We start from the raw sequence: 16,069 nt of genomic DNA, 5'->3' as shown, positions 1-16,069 counted from the left end.
TTATGTATGCAACACGATTGCCAAGTTATGTACAAGACGAGCAAGGCATTTTAAGCGCTGAAGAAATCAATAACGCGTATGCCGATATGCTTGCTAAGTACCAAAAAGACACGGGCAATTTAGATATTGCAATTGAACATGTTGATGCCTGTTTAAAACTGGCCGCAGCAAGTTGTATTGATATGTTAGCGACCTATTTTGCTAACAATGATAACAGCACAATTTCAAGCGATAGCGTTGACCACGGCAGCAAAGCCGATAGTTACCGACGCATTGCGAACGGCTACCGCAGCCAGTACAACGCGGTAGTGATCAATGACAATAAAAGCTCTGCGTATGGTAAGCCAGTTGCGTTACCTAAGCGCCAACGGTTGCGCTAATGACAGTACGAATTACCGCCCAGGGCTTTGATGCGTTAACTGAGCTTTGGCAACACTCCCCCGCGATTGTACAAAATGAGTTGTCGAGCGCGATGAATGAAGCCGTGGCGTATGCGCAGCACCAAATTGTAAGCCGTACACCTACGGGAGCCGGTGAAGGTGGCCACTTAGCGGCCAGTATTAACAGTGAGGTGATGATTAACCCGAGTGTGCAAATTGGCTATGTGGGTACCAGTAAACTTTACGCTGAAGCGGTAGAGCTTGGCACTAAGCCACACATGCCACCCATTGAGCCTTTAGTGAACTGGGTAGAAGCCGTATTAAACCTTGAAGGCTTAGAGGCTGAAAAAGTAGCCACGTTAATAGCACTCAAAATTAAGTCTCGCGGTACTGAGGGGCAATTTATGTTTAAAGAAGGCTTAGAGGCCAGTGAACCTTATATTCAAGAGCGTTTTAACCAAGCAATGAAAACGCTGCTGAATACATTGGGAGGCGGTAATGCTTGAACAGCTTAGAGCGGCCATTGTAGCGGTGTTAAACGGTGCCAACATTGGCACGTTTTACCCTAAAGAACGTTTTAGTAAAAACATGAACACGCTAAAAGATATGTATGGCCAAGGTGAGGGTATTGCCGGCGGTTATATACGGTTAAAGCGCCGCAAGCGCCAAAACCCGTACGCTACCCGAACCACTAAAACCTATACGTTTGATGTGGTGTTTTTACAAAGCTTTGTTGACGACGACAGCAGCCAAGTGGCCTTTGAAGATGCCATTGACGCATTAGATGACGCCTTTGCAGTTGATCCGCTGTTGAGTGATTTGGTTGACGATTTAGACGATGGCGATGACACCGGCCTTATTTTAGATGACCAAACACCGGTGATGTTTTGTGGCGTGTTATGCCACCAGGCACGAATGCATTTAACCGTGAACGTGAGTAGTTAGGAGAGCATGATGAGTAAAACACCCAGCCACGGCGGCAGCTATACCAAAGACGCAAAAGGTGAGTTAACCCTAGTTGCGCGTACACAGCCGGTTGCCACGGTTAAAAAACCAGTTACTAAACCCGTAAAAGCAAAGGGGAAAGACAATGATTAAGTGGAGCCAAACCAGCCTTTTAGCCGCAATAGAAGCGACCTATGGCACGTTGCCAGCGGTGCTAAATGCGATGCTAACCAAAGATATTGAAATACGCCCGCTGGAAGGCGAAGAGGTTGAACGTGGTTTAAATACGCCGTATTTGGGCGCTGAAGAAACCATGTTTACCAACGAGTATGCGGGGATCAGTTTTAAGGTTGAGCTGGTTGGTTCGGGCACGTTGGGCTTAGCGCCTGCATGGGGGCCACTGATGCGCGCCTGTGGTATGGCTGAGGTAATTGTGGCTGATACCAGTGTTGAGTACACGCCTGTGTCTGACTCGGTTGAATCGGTAGCGATGCATTTTCAGCTTGGCCGAAATAAGCACACGCTGTTAGGTGCTCAGGGCAGCTATACCATTGAGCTTGAAAAAGGTATTCCTTATTTGTCGTTCGATTTTAAAGGGCTTTATGTACCACCCAGTGATAACGCATTGCCTGCTGCTGACTTTAGTGCATGGCCTAAACCAATTCCGCTCGGTCCTGGGCGTACTACTGACTTTTTATTGCATGGCTTTGAGGTTGTGCCGTCAAAACTGAGTATTGATAGCGGTAACGAAGTGGAGTTTGACCCAACGCTTACTACGGCAAAAATTGAATTTTTAGACCGTGCAATGTCTGGCTCTGTGAATATTGCTGCGCCTAACATTGCTGATATCGACTTTTTAGCCGTGCTCTTAACTCGCAAACGGGCAACTTACAAATTAAGCACGGCCCTGCAGGTGGCCACCGCGTAACAATTAGCTGCCCTAAAGTGCAAGTAAAACAGCCTAAGTATGTTGAGCGCACTAAAAAAGCAGAGATTGAGATGGCACTGGCTATTTTACCAAGCGCCGGCAATGACGAATTTAGCTTGCTACTTGATTAACTTTTTAAACCAATTTAAACACCAGGAGAAAACAATGGCTTTTTCAATCGTAACCATGCAGAACCTTGAAGTTAAGCAGCCGGTTAAATTTACTTTTGACGGTGATACTCATGAGTTTACAGGCAAGTTTAAGCTGCTTGATGACAACAGTAATGAGCAGCTTGCTAATGGCGGCGACCATGATTTTATTAAAAAGATTTTGGTGGGCTGGGGTGATGACTTTGTAGGCGAAGACGACAAGCCATTGCCATTTAATACGGAGAACTTGGCTGCGTGTTTAAAAATTAGTTGGTGGCGCACCGCTGTGATTGACGCTTATTTTGTTGCGGTTGCCACGGCCGGAAGAAAAAACTACTAGAGGCTGCACGCTATTGGGTAGCCGATGAACACCCAGATACAACCCATTTAATAGATGTATTAACTCAGCAAAACGCACCAAAGCATGTAATTGACCAAGTTAAAGCGCTCGACCTAGACAAAGAATTTAATGTGTTTAGGTGCAATGCGCTGGCCCTTACTGCGTTTTTAACGGTGTCAACACAATGGCAAGGAGACGGAAACGGCATTAGTTACAGTAATGCCGCCGTGGCATGGAAGCTGGCTGGGTTAGAGATTACGCCTGATACGTTTGCAAAGTTTCAGGTATTAGAAGTTGAAGCAATCAACGCAGCACGAGAGCAACATGAGCCGATATAATTTGAGTTTAAAAGTACTGTACGATGGCCGAGCAATCAGCCAGGGTACGCGTACTAATGCAAACGATATACGCTCGTTACAAGAGCAGGCTCAGAAGCAAGTTGAACAAAAGTATGATGGAAAAGCTGTTAACCAAGGTACGCGTGCTAACACAAAAGATGTACGAGCGTTGCAGCAAGAAGCTCAGAAACAAGTTGAACAAAAATATGATGGAAAAGCTGTTAACCAAGGTACGCGTGCTAACGCAAAAGATGTAAGAGCGTTACAGCAACAATCTCAGCAAAATATTGTGCCAAAGTACGATGGCCGAGCAATTAGCCAGGGTACGCGTACTAATGTAAACGATATACGCTCGTTACAGCAACAAACACAGCAACAAGTTGCGCAAAATCGTGCGTTAGCCACCAGTAATAACAGCGTAGCGCAAAGCTATAGCGGTTTAGCTACGGCCGTTGGTGGCTTTATGGCGCTTAATTTTGCCAAGCAACAAGTGCAAAATATTGGCCAAATTCAATTACTCAATGCCCGTTTACAAGGGCTTACCTCATCAAGCCAAGAATACGCCCAAGTGCAACGTTACTTGATAGAAACAAGTAATAAGCACAATAAAGTGTACTCGAGCATGGCAGATAGCTACAGCCAAGTTTTAGCCTTAAGAAATAGCGGCATTGTTACAGACAAGGAAAGCAAACAAATACTCGAAGGTATGAGTAATGTAGCCAGTAAATTAGGGGCTGATACAACTAAACTTGAGCTTGCTATGTACGGTATGGCACAAGGTTTTAGTGCTGGCATATTGCAAACTACTGAGCTAATGCAAGTTACTGAACCCTTAACTGGCTTAATGCAAAGTTTAGACAAAGCAGCGGGACTTACTGCAGGCGGCTTTAGAAGGCTGGTTGGTACAGGGAAAGTAACTAGTCAGTTTTTTAAAGAAACACTTATTAAAGCGTTTGATGATTATGAAGGTGCAGCGCTGCGTACGGCACAGACCATTCCTGGCTCACTTAATCGTACCGAGACTGCTTACGAGCAATTAGTTAACCGCATTGAACAACCTGTGAGTTTTGCACTTGTGCCGGCGATTGATGCGGTAACGGGTGTATTAAATGAACTGACTACTAATCAAGAATTGGTTGAGGATATTACCACTGCCGCCACAGCCCTTGCCATAGTATTGGGTGGGCGTTTAGCAACGAGCCTTACTGTTAGCGCTGCTGGCTTTGCCAAAAGTACTATTGCCAAAGCACGGCTAGCCCAAGAAACCGTTAAGTTGACTGCAGCAGAGCTTGCAGCGGCACAGGCTAATTTACGTAGTGTGCAAACAACCGTTAATTTAACGGGTGCGAGTAACATTTTAGCACCCGCTAAAGCGCGGTTAACTGCGGCTACGGTTGCTCATACTGCGGCTGTTCGTGGTTCTAATGTTGCGATGCGTGCGCTCGGTGGCACTATGGGTTTACTTGGTGGGCCAGCTGGTTTGATCATGTTGGCGGCATGGGGCATTTATGAATTTGCGAGCAGCTCTGATGATGCTACTGATTCAGTTAACAAGCTAAAAGAAGCCAGTAAGGATTTAAACCCGTATGCAAACCTAACGGGCAAACAAGCACAGGGCTTGTTGTTATTAGCGCAAGGGCGTTTACAAGGGGCCATTCAATTAGCTGATGAAGCTCGCCAGCGTTTTAATAATCCGTTTTTAAAAGGCAAGTTTGACGATGTGCAAGCAGCAGAACAGCGCGTTACTGATTTAAAAAATGAAATTGTTGCGCTGCAATCGGTAGTCGGTAAGCCAGCAGGCAAAGCGCCTGAGAAAGGCCAAGACCCAAAAGAATTAGCTAACTTTCAAAAAGCCAATGCGAATTATCAGCAACGCCTGGCTTTATTGGGTAAAAACACTGAGCTTGAAAAAGTTAACTATGAAATCGCCAGCGGTAAATATGCAAGCTTGCTCCCCGCTCAGCAAAAAGAGTTGCAAAATTTAGCAAAGTTAATCGACCAAAAAAACAAGCAAGCAGACTCTGAAAAAGACTTTAGCCAGCTTGAGGCTGATTTACTTACTGAAGAAGACCGTATTCGTCAGTCATACACGCGCCGTATTGATATAGCACGCACAGCGCTTGATGAGCAAGGCAAAGACAGCACCCGTTATGCTGAAATTGAGCTACAACTACGCCAACAACGTGATGCTGCCCTTGATAAGTTAGCAACTGATAAAGCAGCACGCGATGCACAGCGCAAAAATGAATTACGCCAACTTAAAGACCAAACCCGCCGTGACCGCTACGAAACAGAAATAGCCGAATTACAGGGCTTTCATGGTCGCTTAGAAGCTGAAGAAGCCGCACACGAAGACCGTAAACGCCAAGTGCAACTTAGATACGCTGGCAACTATGGCCAAGTAGTACAGCAATTTGTTGATTTAGACCGTGCCAGCGGTAATGACCGCGTGGCGATTGGTTTAGATATTGGTGAGAACTTAGCGGGTCAGTACGCCACTCACAGTAAAAAAGCCTTTAAAGTGCAGCAAACACTGAGCATTGCTAAAGCATTAATGAGTACCTATACCGCAGCAGCTGCAGCACTTGAATTGGGCCCTATTGCTGGGCCAATTGCTGCAGGTGTAATAACTGGTTTGGGTATCGCTCAAGTGAAGTCTATTAAAGACCAAAAGCCACCAGGCTTCCAATATGGAGGTTACACCAATAGCAATAAACTCATTGAAATTGGTGAACGCAATACCCCTGAGCTGCTTGAGCTGGGCGGTAAAAACTATATTGCGGGCGGTAATGGTGGTCGTGTGTTTAACCCAAGCCAATTACCCACTGCTAAACAAGCACCAGGCACAGGCGGCAATACGGTTGTGAATGTAACTGTACAACTAATAGAAGATGCCAGCCGCAGTGGCCAAGTAGAGCAAGAACGCACCAACGACAGCGAATTTGTTATTAAAGCCTTTGTGGCCGATATACGCCAAGGCGGCGATGCGGCAGGTGTGCTTAGCACAACATTTGGCTTACAGCGTACAGGAACTTAATGATGGTTAATTACCCGTTGTCGCTGCCTTTACCGCGCTTAAAAGAAGTGTCTTACAAGCGACAGTCAAACATATTACGAACAGAAATGAGCAGCGGCCGTGCCCGTCAGCGCCGCCGATTTTTAAGCGTACCGACATTTATGGAAGCCACATGGCGCTTTAGAAAAGACGAAGCCGTAGCATTTGAAGGCTTTGTTGACCACGGCGTACAGCTAACAGGCTGGTTTTTGATGGATATTTTAACGCCCAAAGGTGTTGTTAAACACCAGGTGCGATTTGTTAAAGACCCACTAGAGAATTTTAAGCCAATCAGCGCACTGGTATGGCAATACCAAGCACAGGTTGAGGTTAAAGAATATAAAGCAGCGAGTGAGGAAGAGGCAGTTAACAGCACCTTAGCACCACAAACGCTAGAACAATTTGTTAATGGTGTTGAAAACGCCTTAAGTACTTATCAGGAGATTTAGACATGGCATCCTTTTTTAGTTTAGTAACCGAGCTTGAAACGCTGTTAGAGCAGTTGAATACAATTTTAGCGGGTGCTGATGATGAGACTGTAGAAGTTAATGGTTTAACTAAAGATAGTATTTCAAAAGCCGTTAAAGATAACTTTGCATCTTTACAGTCGATGGTTCAGGGACGGTTGTCTTTTGAAAATAAAGCCGCGCTTGATGCATTTGGTGCTCCAGCAAATGCTGAGTTAGCTGAAGTTTGGGACGACAGTTTAGAGCTTAATAATGGCTTGTACGGTTATAAAGGCGGTGCATGGGTTAAAAGTCCTTATGACCGCTTGACCAATGTAAGTAAAGAGCTGACACAGTCTAGCTCAGCATTGGATCATATTTTTGGTTTGACTCGAAATAAAGCAGAAAACGCAATACAAGGCCAAGCTGTTAAATATGCTGATGGTACTCAATTTAGTGCATCAGGCTGGGAGTGTACAGACTACATTCCTGTAAGCAATAGCAGTTACATCGTTCGTGATGCATTAATCCTGATAGGTCAAAATACCTCAGTAGCTAGCATTGCATTTTATGATGCTAGTTATAATTATTTGGGTTATTACAACAACCAAACTAAGAGTGAAGTTGTTTTGGTATCAGAGCATTTCCCAAGTGCAGCATATATTCGTGCTTGTAACGTAATTGGCAATGATTTTTCCGTGACTGTAGAGCAAGATATTGAGTCAAAAAATGTGAAAGGTTTGGACGATTTATTAGATACTGTGAGCAGAACAATATCTAAAAATGAAGCTGAAGCATTTGATGACATTAACAACCAAAGAAAGTATCTAAACCTTGAAGGTGAGTTAGTAACAGCGCAAAACTGGATTGTGTCTGATTTTATCGCTGTTAAAGTCGATGATGCTTTTACATACTCTGGTCAGTCTTCATCAACTGTTGCATCAGTTGCAGGCTTTGATGATGCTTTAAATTTTGTTGAAGTATTACGAGCAAACACAACGGCTGGTCAAGAATACAGCTTAACAATCACGAATCCGGCAATAAAGTTTGTTAGAGCAAGCGCATCATTTATACAGCCACATTCATTTAAGCGAGTCACTACGTTTGTAGATAAAACCCAAGTTTTTGGGATATCAAATGAGTTTGAAAAAATAAACAAATACTTGTTGAGCAAACCTAATCATGATTTTTCAGGTGAGTTATTAACTGGCTATATTGCAATAAATGGTGAATTTGTTGAAGTTGCAGAAAACTGGGGGGCGACAGATTTTATACCTTGTTCAAATGGTGACATATTCACTTACACCGGTGGTAGTTCATCAATTACCTTGAACATGGCTTTGTATGATGAAAATAAAGTGTTCATTAAAGGAATGCCAATTGCACCAAGCAATTATGAAAACCTAACAGTTATCGTTGATGAAACCACTGCGGCCTATATTCGTGCGTCATTCAAAGAGCCTGAGACTACAGCAAAAGCTTTTCTTGGCACAAAAGTGTATACAAGGGAGCAAGGGGAACCCGAAGGCAAGCTTACTTTAAAATACATAGCTCCTAGTGAAGTGTTTGCACTAAAAGGTGAGCCTATTTATTTAAATGCCCGTGGTATTCTGGCTGATAGAACGGTACCACTTGCATGGAATTTTTCACAATCAAGCGAAGAAGTAGCAAAAATAAGCCCAGCTACAACGGATGATATCAACGTTAAGTTAAAAGCAAGAAATCATAATGGCAATCAAGCGTTTGTTGCTGATATCACTGTTAAAGTTTCGGATGTTCCTGTTTCGCCTAGTAACCCTGAAAATTTTATTTGTTTAGGTGATAGTTTAACAGAGGGAGTCTCTAACTCTGGTATTCAAGGAGCTTATTCAAATGAACTTTCTCGAAGACTAACAGGTATAGGTACAGAGCTACTTTCTGGCGCACAATCACCAGCTCCATTGGCTTTAAGCAATATTTATTTTAGAGGGACCAGAGGTGATCAGGCGGTTAAGCATGAGGGCCGAGGAGGCTGGAGACCTTCTAATTATTTGAATAATGCAAGTGTAGGCGGAGTTACAAACGCCTTTTGGAATCCATCAACATCTGAGTTCGATATTGACTATTATTTGCAAAGTAACAATTTCGATTGGCCTTCAGTTGATGATGGCGTAATTAGTGATGGTTCAAATCTGACTATGATCATTTTGTTAGGTTGGAATGATGTATATAAAGCGACAGCAGAGTCTTCATGGGTGAATACTCAACAACTCATAAACAAAGTTAAAGAGAAAAAGCCTCAAACTCGGTTTATAATTGTTGGCTTGAATCCCGCACCAAAATTAAATCACAAGTCTTTTTCTGGAGAACGATGGGTATCGGAATTAGACGTTTTTGAGAGTGCAGTTTACGAGTTTGGGAAAGCTTACAAAGCTGGCTGCGAAGAGCTTACTAATTGTGAATTTTTACAGCTGTCTGCTGTATTTAATCCTGAATTTGCTTATAACCGCTCAAATGTGTCTCTTGGGCTTAGAACTGATGAAGTTGCTTCAGCAGTAACCGATCATGTGCACCCTAACGAGCAAGGCTATGCCCAGTTAGCCGATGCACTATTTTATAATATCGTTTATAGGTATTGTCAGTAATGAGTCAAGTACTCCAACGCATCTACGCCAGCGCCCCGACGAACGACTTGCCGATCCATACATTGGAACTGCAAGCCGATTCATTTGGGGTTATTAGGCTCTGTAATGGGTTTGATAATGTAACTGCTGATATTGAAAGTGGCGAAACTGTACTTTTTGAGGCGAGCGGGATGGGGGTTTCACTCCCATCTCGCGCTGTAAAAGGTCGCCAAGATTTACAGTTTCAGCTTGATAATGTATCGGGTGAAGCACTGGAAAAAGTCGATGTTGCTAAAGATGCTGGTGATAAGATTAAAGTGATTTATCGCGTTTATACGGCGAGTGACTTAACTGAACCTGCCGAGCCACCCGTAGAAATGACAGCTGTTAGTGTGCAAGCTACAGCAATGCGGGTGAATGTAGTTGCATCATTTAATGACTTGGTGAATAGAGCATGGCCAAGAGACCGCTATACGCCAGATATTGCTCCTGGTTTAAAGTACTTTAGTTAATCCTATGATACATATTAATGACTACTTAAATGTCCCTTACGTTGAAGGCGGTAGAGACATGAATGGCCTTGACTGCTGGGGCGCAACACGGTTTGTACTCCACCACATATTTAACCTTCCTTTATTTACTTCATTTGGTCATATTCGTTCTAAATATAAATCTGAATTTAATGGTGCTTACTCGGTACTTGCTGAGCAGTTTAATGAGTGCAGTCCAAAAGATGGTGCAGTAGCTTGCGGATTCACTGCAGGCAACATGGTGCATATGGGTGTGTGTATAGAATTAGATGGTCAGTTAATGATATTCCACACGTGTAGAAAGCATGGTGGGTCGTTTGTAAGGCTTGCAGCATTTAATCGATTATTTTTTGAGGTCAAATTCTATGAATACGCAGGTTGAAATAAAGGTTTACCCTAATAAATTAGACGCTGAGTTGTTTGAAACGTGTTTTGCAGAACCAGGTATTACTTTGCACGATTGGCTAGTTAAAGCAGTGCCTGCTTATTATGAATCTGACCAGCCACCATTTAGTGCCATTATCAATGATAATTATATTCAGCCAAACTTATGGCCTAGCTGTGTTTTAAAGCAACATGATGACGTTAAATTAATAGTTGAAGCGAAAGGTGCTGAAGCAATCGCGTATGCGATCATTGCAGTTATTGCGATTGGTGTCGCTATCTATGCGACTAACCAAATACCTGATAATTATAATCCTACTGTGCCTGACGGCAGCAGTATTTATGATGTTAATACTCAAGGTAATAAGCCTAGACTGATGGGCATTATTCCTGAGAGTGCTGGCCGTCACTTAATCTTTCCTGACTACCTGACGATGCCACGGCGTGAGTACATCAATAATGAGCAATGGCTCTACCTTATGTTGTGCGTTGGTAAAGGTGAGTATGAAATTTTAGATGATGAGGTGTTAATTGCTAATACTCCTGTTGCCAGTAAACCCAGTGATGTTGAATACCAAATTTTTGGCCCAGGTGAAGATGTTACTGTGCATGAGGCTCATCGCAATGTTTATACGTCTAGCGAAGTTGGCTCCACGTCAGGAAGCACGGGGATAGAATTAAAAGGCCGTGTAACAAATACTGGTGGTTTGAATGGTCGATATATATGGTCATTTGAAGGTGATAAATTAGTGGTTCACCGAGAAGATTTTGAGCCAGAAGTCGGCACTATAAGATATAAAACAACACCCCCTTTGCAGTTGGTGAAACCCTAAAAATAGAAGGATCCTTAAGTGGTCAAAATGATGGGTATTTTGAATTGCTTAATGCTAGTACATCAGGCAGTGAAGTTAATAAAGTCGATGGTCAAAATCAAGATGATCCTACGTGGATTTCGTTTGTCACTGAGCTTAATTCAAACGCGAATGTACTAGTTGAAGGTGGTGGCGGGGATGGCCAATTTAACGGCCCTTTTTTGCGTGCCCAGCGGGTGAGAAAACTCAGAAAATATGGGTTGATTTTACATTGCCTCAGGGGTTGGGGGAGCTAGATGATGATGGGGATTTTCTAAGTCGTTCAGTAACTGTAAGAATCGAATATCGTGACGAAGGCGCTCAAGAGTGGTCTTTTGTTGAGGAAACATATAGTAATTCAACTAACGATCAACTAGGCAGGACATTGCCTATTGATCTACCGACTAAAATCAGGCCTGAAGTGCGTATTAAACGTATGACTGCTGCAAATGACGATACTCGTATTAAAGATGAAATTTATTGGACATCGTTAAAGGCTGAACTTGATAGTGCGACAAACTATGAAGGTATGACAACAATTGCAGTTAAAATTCGTGGTACCAATGCATTGGCTGGCTCCGCTGAGAACAAGTTTAATGTCATCGCTACCCGAATTTTACCAGTCTATGAAAATGGGGCTTGGAGCGCACCACGGCCTACTACCGACATTGCTCCATTCTTTACTCACGTTATTAAAAGCTCAGGCCACAGTGATAGCAAAATTGGTTTAGATGAAATCAATACATTACACCCTGTTTGGCATAATCGCGGTGATGAATTTAACGCTGTATTTGATAGTGGTAGCACTATGTTTGAAGTATTAAAGCGTGTACTGGCGGTTGGTTTTGCAGAGCCAACAATCGACTATGGCCGAATTATTCCGGTGCGTGATCAACAGCGCACTATATTCCAGCATATGTACCAGCCAGATAACTATATCGGATTTTTAGAGCGCACAATTACGCTGATAGATGACGATGAACATGACGGTGTTGAAGTTGAGTACTTCTCACCAATTACATGGAAGTCAGAAACAATCTTGTGTTTACTCCTGGTGACTTAGGTGTTAACCCTGAGAAGGTAAGAGCGTTTGGTATTACTAGCAGGGATAAAGCATATCAATTTGGCATGCGTAAGCGCCGTGCGCGTCGTTATCGCCGTACAAGCTTTGGTTTTAAAACAGAGATGGACGCATTAAACTCGCGTTACTTAGATTACTGCGCATTAGCAGATGATATTCCAGGATACGAACAAACGGGACGGGTTGAATATATAGTTGGGCGTTCGGTTTATGTTGATGCTGTATTAAAGTGGCAAAGCGGACAATCACACATCTTAGCGCTAAGAAAGCCTGACGGTACTTTATCTGGCCCTTACACTGCGACTATCGGCTCATCAAGCAATGAAGTTATAATTGATAGTGACATAGACTTTGCACCAGTGTTTGATGGTTCAATGGAACTACCTTTATATATGTTCGGGATTACAAACAAGTGGTGTAATGCTGTGCTGATAAGGGATATCAAACCATCGTCGGTTGATAAAGTTAATGTTACTGCAGAACTGTACGACGATAGAGTTTATCTTGACGATAATAGTTTAGCGCCTACTTAACATAATAAATGTTCAGCCAATCAGCAGACAAAATTAAAGCAGCTTAAAGGCTGCTTTTTACTTTCATATACTCAAATATCCTTTAAAATACTGCAAGGTTTAGTTTTCGCAGTTTTCGCGATTTTCTATAGCGAATTTTCGCGGCTTGCATCATTATTGGCCGACTGAAATACTGAGAAGTTTTGTTGTGATTTTAACGTAGGGAGTCGCTACGCTCGCCCGACCTACGTGATGGGTGTTGCTGTGAGTGTGTATTAATTGCGCATATTTTACTTTTCTGCAGACGTAAAAAAGCCCGACTATTTCTAGTCGGGCTCTCTACAATTTGAAGCCTGGTAATGTCCTACTTTCACATAGCAAATGCTACACTATCATCGGCGCTGTTTCGTTTCACTACTGAGTTCGGCATGGAGTCAGGTGGGTCCAAAACGCTATTGTCACCAAGCAAATTTGGGCGTTAATACGTATTTCTGCGCACTAACTGAATTTGGAAAATATCTGATAATATTTTTTAAGTCTTTCTAAGTAATATCTACTTTAGTCATATTAACTTCTTCGCGTGTTTCACTATCACATAAAACGCGTTTGGCGTTGTATGGTTAAGCCTCACGGGTAATTAGTACAAGTTAGCTTAATGGCTCACACCACTTCCACATCTTGCCTATCAACGTTGTAGTCTTCAACGGCCCTTCAGAGACTTTAAAAGTCTAGTGAGAACTCATCTCGAGGCCTGCTTCGCGCTTAGATGCTTTCAGCGCTTATCAGTTCCGAACGTAGCTACCGGGCAATGCCATTGGCATGACAACCCGAACACCAGCGGTTCGTTCACTCCGGTCCTCTCGTACTAGGAGCAACCCCTCTCAATTCTCAAACGCCCACGGCAGATAGGGACCGAACTGTCTCACGACGTTCTAAACCCAGCTCGCGTACCACTTTAAATGGCGAACAGCCATACCCTTGGGACCGACTTCAGCCCCAGGATGTGATGAGCCGACATCGAGGTGCCAAACACCGCCGTCGATATGAACTCTTGGGCGGTATCAGCCTGTTATCCCCGGAGTACCTTTTATCCGTTGAGCGATGGCCCTTCCATTCAGAACCACCGGATCACTATGACCTACTTTCGTACCTGCTCGACGTGTCTGTCTCGCAGTTAAGCTGGCTTCTACCATTACACTAACCGTACGATGTCCGACCGTACTTAGCCAACCTTCGTGCTCCTCCGTTACTCTTTAGGAGGAGACCGCCCCAGTCAAACTACCCACCAGGCACTGTCCGTAACCCCGATTCAGGGGCCAACGTTAGAACATCAAAACTACAAGGGTGGTATTTCAAGGTTGACTCCAACAACAACTAGCGTCTCATGCTTCAAAGTCTCCCACCTATCCTACACATGTAGGTTCAATGTTCAGTGCCAAGCTGTAGTAAAGGTTCACGGGGTCTTTCCGTCTAGCCGCGGGTACACAGCATCTTCACTGCGATTTCAATTTCACTGAGTCTCGGGTGGAGACAGCGTGGCCATGGTTACACCATTCGTGCAGGTCGGAACTTACCCGACAAGGAATTTCGCTACCTTAGGACCGTTATAGTTACGGCCGCCGTTTACCGGGGCTTCGATCAAGAGCTTCTCCCTAAGGATAACCCCATCAATTAACCTTCCGGCACCGGGCAGGTGTCACACCGTATACGTCATCTTGCGATTTTGCACAGTGCTGTGTTTTTAATAAACAGTCCCAGCCACCTGGTCACTGCGGCTCCCGTCCGCTTAGAGAGCAAGTCTCATCACAGATAGGAGCGTACCTTCTCCCGAAGTTACGGTACGATTTTGCCTAGTTCCTTCACCCGAGTTCTCTCAAGCGCCTTAGTATTCTCTACCTGACCACCTGTGTCGGTTTGGGGTACGATTCCATATAATCTGAAGCTTAGAGGCTTTTCCTGGAAGTATGGCATCAGCAACTTCATCACCGTAGTGACTCGTCTCGTGTCTCAGGTTTAGTGTTCGTCCGGATTTACCTAAACAAACGCCCTACTCACTTTCACATAGACTACCAACGCTATGCTTGCTTAGCCTGCTCCGTCCCCCCATCGCAATTATATCGAGTACAGAAATATTAATCTGTTTCCCATCGACTACGCCTTTCGGCCTCGCCTTAGGGGTCGACTTACCCTACCCTGATTAACATGGGATAGGAACCCTTGGTCTTCCGGCGTGGGAGTTTTTCACTCCCATTATCGTTACTCATGTCAGCATTCGCACTTCTGATACGTCCAGCATACCTCCCGGTACACCTTCAACCGCTTACAGAACGCTCCCCTACCACTCAGAATAAATTCTGAATCCGCAGCTTCGGTGCATAGTTTAGCCCCGTTACATCTTCCGCGCAGACCGACTCGACCAGTGAGCTATTACGCTTTCTTTAAAGGATGGCTGCTTCTAAGCCAACCTCCTGGCTGTCTGGGCCTTTCCACATCGTTTCCCACTTAACTATGACTTTGGGACCTTAGCTGGCGGTCTGGGTTGTTTCCCTCTTCACGACGGACGTTAGCACCCGCCGTGTGTCTCCCGGATATTACTTTACGGTATTCGGAGTTTGCAAAGGGTTGGTAAGTCGGGATGACCCCCTAGCCTTAACAGTGCTCTACCCCCGTAAGTATTCGTCCGAGGCTCTACCTAAATAGATTTCGGGGAGAACCAGCTATCTCCCGGTTTGATTAGCCTTTCACTCCTAGCCACAGGTCATCCCCTAACTTTTCAACGTTAGTGGGTTCGGTCCTCCAGTTGATGTTACTCAACCTTCAACCTGCCCATGGCTAGATCACCGGGTTTCGGGTCTATACCTTGCAACTATTCGCCCAGTTAAGACTCGGTTTCCCTACGGCTACCCTATTCGGTTAACCTCGCTACAAAATATAAGTCGCTGACCCATTATACAAAAGGTACGCAGTCACCCAACAAGTGGGCTCCTACTGCTTGTACGTACACGGTTTCAGGTTCTATTTCACTCCCCTCACAGGGGTTCTTTTCGCCTTTCCCTCACGGTACTGGTTCACTATCGGTCAGTTGGGAGTATTTAGCCTTAGATGATGGTCCACCTATATTCAGTCAAAGTTTCACGTGCTCCGACCTACTCGATTTCACTTAAAATGTCTTTTCATGTACGGGACTATCACCCTGTATCGTGGCGCTTTCCAGCAGCCTTCCATTAACACATAATAAGCTTAAGGGCTGTTCCGATTTCGCTCGCCGCTACTTTCGGAATCTCGGTTGATTTCTTTTCCTACGGGTACTTAGATGTTTCAGTTCTCCGCGTTCGCCTCGTTAACCTATGTATTCAGTTAACGATACCTGCAAGCAGGTGGGTTTCCCCATTCGGAAATCCTAGTCTCAAGCGCTTTTTACTAGCTTGACTAGGCTTATCGCAAGTTAATACGTCCTTCATCGCCTCCAACTGCCAAGGCATCCACCGTGTACGCTTAGTCACTTAACCATACAACCCAAACGGGTC

At 44.3% G+C, this 16,069-nt stretch carries 14 protein-coding genes, 2 rRNA genes and 1 pseudogene; 15 read left to right on the top strand and 2 right to left on the bottom strand.

Going from position 1 to position 16,069, the window contains the following annotated elements:
• The first annotated feature begins 2 nt into the window (after positions 1-2).
• The 15 genes and pseudogenes from P4S71_RS09055 to P4S71_RS08985 all read left to right on the top strand — a co-directional run bounded on the left by P4S71_RS09055 (position 3) and on the right by P4S71_RS08985 (position 12,563).
• Entirely contained in the window at positions 3-380 is a 378-nt protein-coding gene (locus tag P4S71_RS09055) for a hypothetical protein (RefSeq protein ID WP_145236453.1), read from the top strand.
• Positions 380-886, top strand: coding sequence for a hypothetical protein (locus tag P4S71_RS09050; protein ID WP_337150518.1), 507 nt, complete (start codon positions 380-382; stop codon positions 884-886). Before P4S71_RS09055 ends, P4S71_RS09050 begins: the two co-directional genes overlap by 1 nt.
• Positions 879-1,325, top strand: coding sequence for a hypothetical protein (locus tag P4S71_RS09045; protein ID WP_337150517.1), 447 nt, complete (start codon positions 879-881; stop codon positions 1,323-1,325). Before P4S71_RS09050 ends, P4S71_RS09045 begins: the two co-directional genes overlap by 8 nt.
• A 9-nt stretch (positions 1,326-1,334) precedes the next feature.
• Positions 1,335-1,478, top strand: a complete 144-nt coding sequence (locus P4S71_RS09040; protein WP_337150516.1) for a hypothetical protein — start codon at positions 1,335-1,337, stop codon at positions 1,476-1,478.
• Complete coding sequence (locus tag P4S71_RS09035) at positions 1,471-2,253, top strand: phage tail tube protein (RefSeq protein ID WP_337150515.1); 783 nt, start codon at positions 1,471-1,473, stop codon at positions 2,251-2,253. Before P4S71_RS09040 ends, P4S71_RS09035 begins: the two co-directional genes overlap by 8 nt.
• 165 nt (positions 2,254-2,418) lie before the next feature.
• The gene (locus P4S71_RS09030; protein WP_337150514.1) at positions 2,419-2,742 is read left to right on the top strand and encodes a hypothetical protein; all 324 of its coding nucleotides are present in this window, start codon (positions 2,419-2,421) and stop codon (positions 2,740-2,742) included.
• Positions 2,743-2,873: 131 nt separating this feature from the next.
• Complete coding sequence (locus tag P4S71_RS09025) at positions 2,874-3,080, top strand: hypothetical protein (protein ID WP_145236472.1); 207 nt, start codon at positions 2,874-2,876, stop codon at positions 3,078-3,080.
• Positions 3,067-6,117, top strand: a complete 3,051-nt coding sequence (locus tag P4S71_RS09020; protein ID WP_337150513.1) for a tape measure protein — start codon at positions 3,067-3,069, stop codon at positions 6,115-6,117. Before P4S71_RS09025 ends, P4S71_RS09020 begins: the two co-directional genes overlap by 14 nt.
• Positions 6,117-6,584: a hypothetical protein gene (locus P4S71_RS09015; RefSeq protein WP_337150512.1), complete on the top strand. Its 468-nt coding sequence runs from the start codon at positions 6,117-6,119 to the stop codon at positions 6,582-6,584. Before P4S71_RS09020 ends, P4S71_RS09015 begins: the two co-directional genes overlap by 1 nt.
• Before the next feature lie 2 nt (positions 6,585-6,586).
• Positions 6,587-9,205, top strand: coding sequence for an SGNH/GDSL hydrolase family protein (locus P4S71_RS09010; protein ID WP_337150511.1), 2,619 nt, complete (start codon positions 6,587-6,589; stop codon positions 9,203-9,205).
• Positions 9,205-9,696, top strand: a complete 492-nt coding sequence (locus tag P4S71_RS09005; protein ID WP_337150510.1) for a DUF1833 family protein — start codon at positions 9,205-9,207, stop codon at positions 9,694-9,696. The genes P4S71_RS09010 and P4S71_RS09005 overlap by 1 nt, the downstream gene beginning before the upstream one ends.
• A gap of 4 nt (positions 9,697-9,700) precedes the next feature.
• Complete coding sequence (locus P4S71_RS09000) at positions 9,701-10,096, top strand: hypothetical protein (RefSeq protein ID WP_337150509.1); 396 nt, start codon at positions 9,701-9,703, stop codon at positions 10,094-10,096.
• On the top strand, positions 10,080-10,931 hold the full coding sequence (locus tag P4S71_RS08995; protein WP_337150508.1) for a hypothetical protein: 852 nt from the start codon (positions 10,080-10,082) through the stop codon (positions 10,929-10,931). Before P4S71_RS09000 ends, P4S71_RS08995 begins: the two co-directional genes overlap by 17 nt.
• Before the next feature lie 44 nt (positions 10,932-10,975).
• Complete coding sequence (locus P4S71_RS08990; RefSeq protein ID WP_337150507.1) at positions 10,976-11,206, top strand: hypothetical protein; 231 nt, start codon at positions 10,976-10,978, stop codon at positions 11,204-11,206.
• Positions 11,182-12,563: pseudogene (locus P4S71_RS08985) on the top strand (host specificity factor TipJ family phage tail protein). The gene P4S71_RS08990 and the pseudogene P4S71_RS08985 overlap by 25 nt, the downstream one beginning before the upstream one ends.
• Positions 12,564-12,893: 330 nt before the next feature.
• Here P4S71_RS08985 and rrf read toward each other — a convergent pair.
• Together rrf and P4S71_RS08975 are read right to left on the bottom strand one after the other, a co-directional pair.
• A 5S ribosomal RNA gene (gene rrf, locus P4S71_RS08980) occupies positions 12,894-13,008 on the bottom strand.
• Between the two features lie 150 nt (positions 13,009-13,158).
• Positions 13,159-16,051 (bottom strand): 23S ribosomal RNA (locus P4S71_RS08975).
• Positions 16,052-16,069: the final 18 nt, after the last annotated feature.

Origin of the sequence: Pseudoalteromonas sp. B62 (genome assembly GCF_037162565.1) — a bacterium.
GTDB lineage: Bacteria > Pseudomonadota > Gammaproteobacteria > Enterobacterales > Alteromonadaceae > Pseudoalteromonas > Pseudoalteromonas fuliginea.
Note: the sequence above shows the minus strand (reverse complement) of the source record. Positions and strands in the feature narration are given on the sequence as shown.

Coding starts and splice junctions, on each gene's coding strand:
- P4S71_RS09055 (WP_145236453.1), top strand. CDS start 3: ATGTATGCAACACGATTGCCAAGTTATGTACAAGACGAGCAAGGCATT.
- P4S71_RS09050 (WP_337150518.1), top strand. CDS start 380: ATGACAGTACGAATTACCGCCCAGGGCTTTGATGCGTTAACTGAGCTT.
- P4S71_RS09045 (WP_337150517.1), top strand. CDS start 879: ATGCTTGAACAGCTTAGAGCGGCCATTGTAGCGGTGTTAAACGGTGCC.
- P4S71_RS09040 (WP_337150516.1), top strand. CDS start 1,335: ATGAGTAAAACACCCAGCCACGGCGGCAGCTATACCAAAGACGCAAAA.
- P4S71_RS09035 (WP_337150515.1), top strand. CDS start 1,471: ATGATTAAGTGGAGCCAAACCAGCCTTTTAGCCGCAATAGAAGCGACC.
- P4S71_RS09030 (WP_337150514.1), top strand. CDS start 2,419: ATGGCTTTTTCAATCGTAACCATGCAGAACCTTGAAGTTAAGCAGCCG.
- P4S71_RS09020 (WP_337150513.1), top strand. CDS start 3,067: ATGAGCCGATATAATTTGAGTTTAAAAGTACTGTACGATGGCCGAGCA.
- P4S71_RS09015 (WP_337150512.1), top strand. CDS start 6,117: ATGATGGTTAATTACCCGTTGTCGCTGCCTTTACCGCGCTTAAAAGAA.
- P4S71_RS09010 (WP_337150511.1), top strand. CDS start 6,587: ATGGCATCCTTTTTTAGTTTAGTAACCGAGCTTGAAACGCTGTTAGAG.
- P4S71_RS09005 (WP_337150510.1), top strand. CDS start 9,205: ATGAGTCAAGTACTCCAACGCATCTACGCCAGCGCCCCGACGAACGAC.
- P4S71_RS09000 (WP_337150509.1), top strand. CDS start 9,701: ATGATACATATTAATGACTACTTAAATGTCCCTTACGTTGAAGGCGGT.
- P4S71_RS08995 (WP_337150508.1), top strand. CDS start 10,080: ATGAATACGCAGGTTGAAATAAAGGTTTACCCTAATAAATTAGACGCT.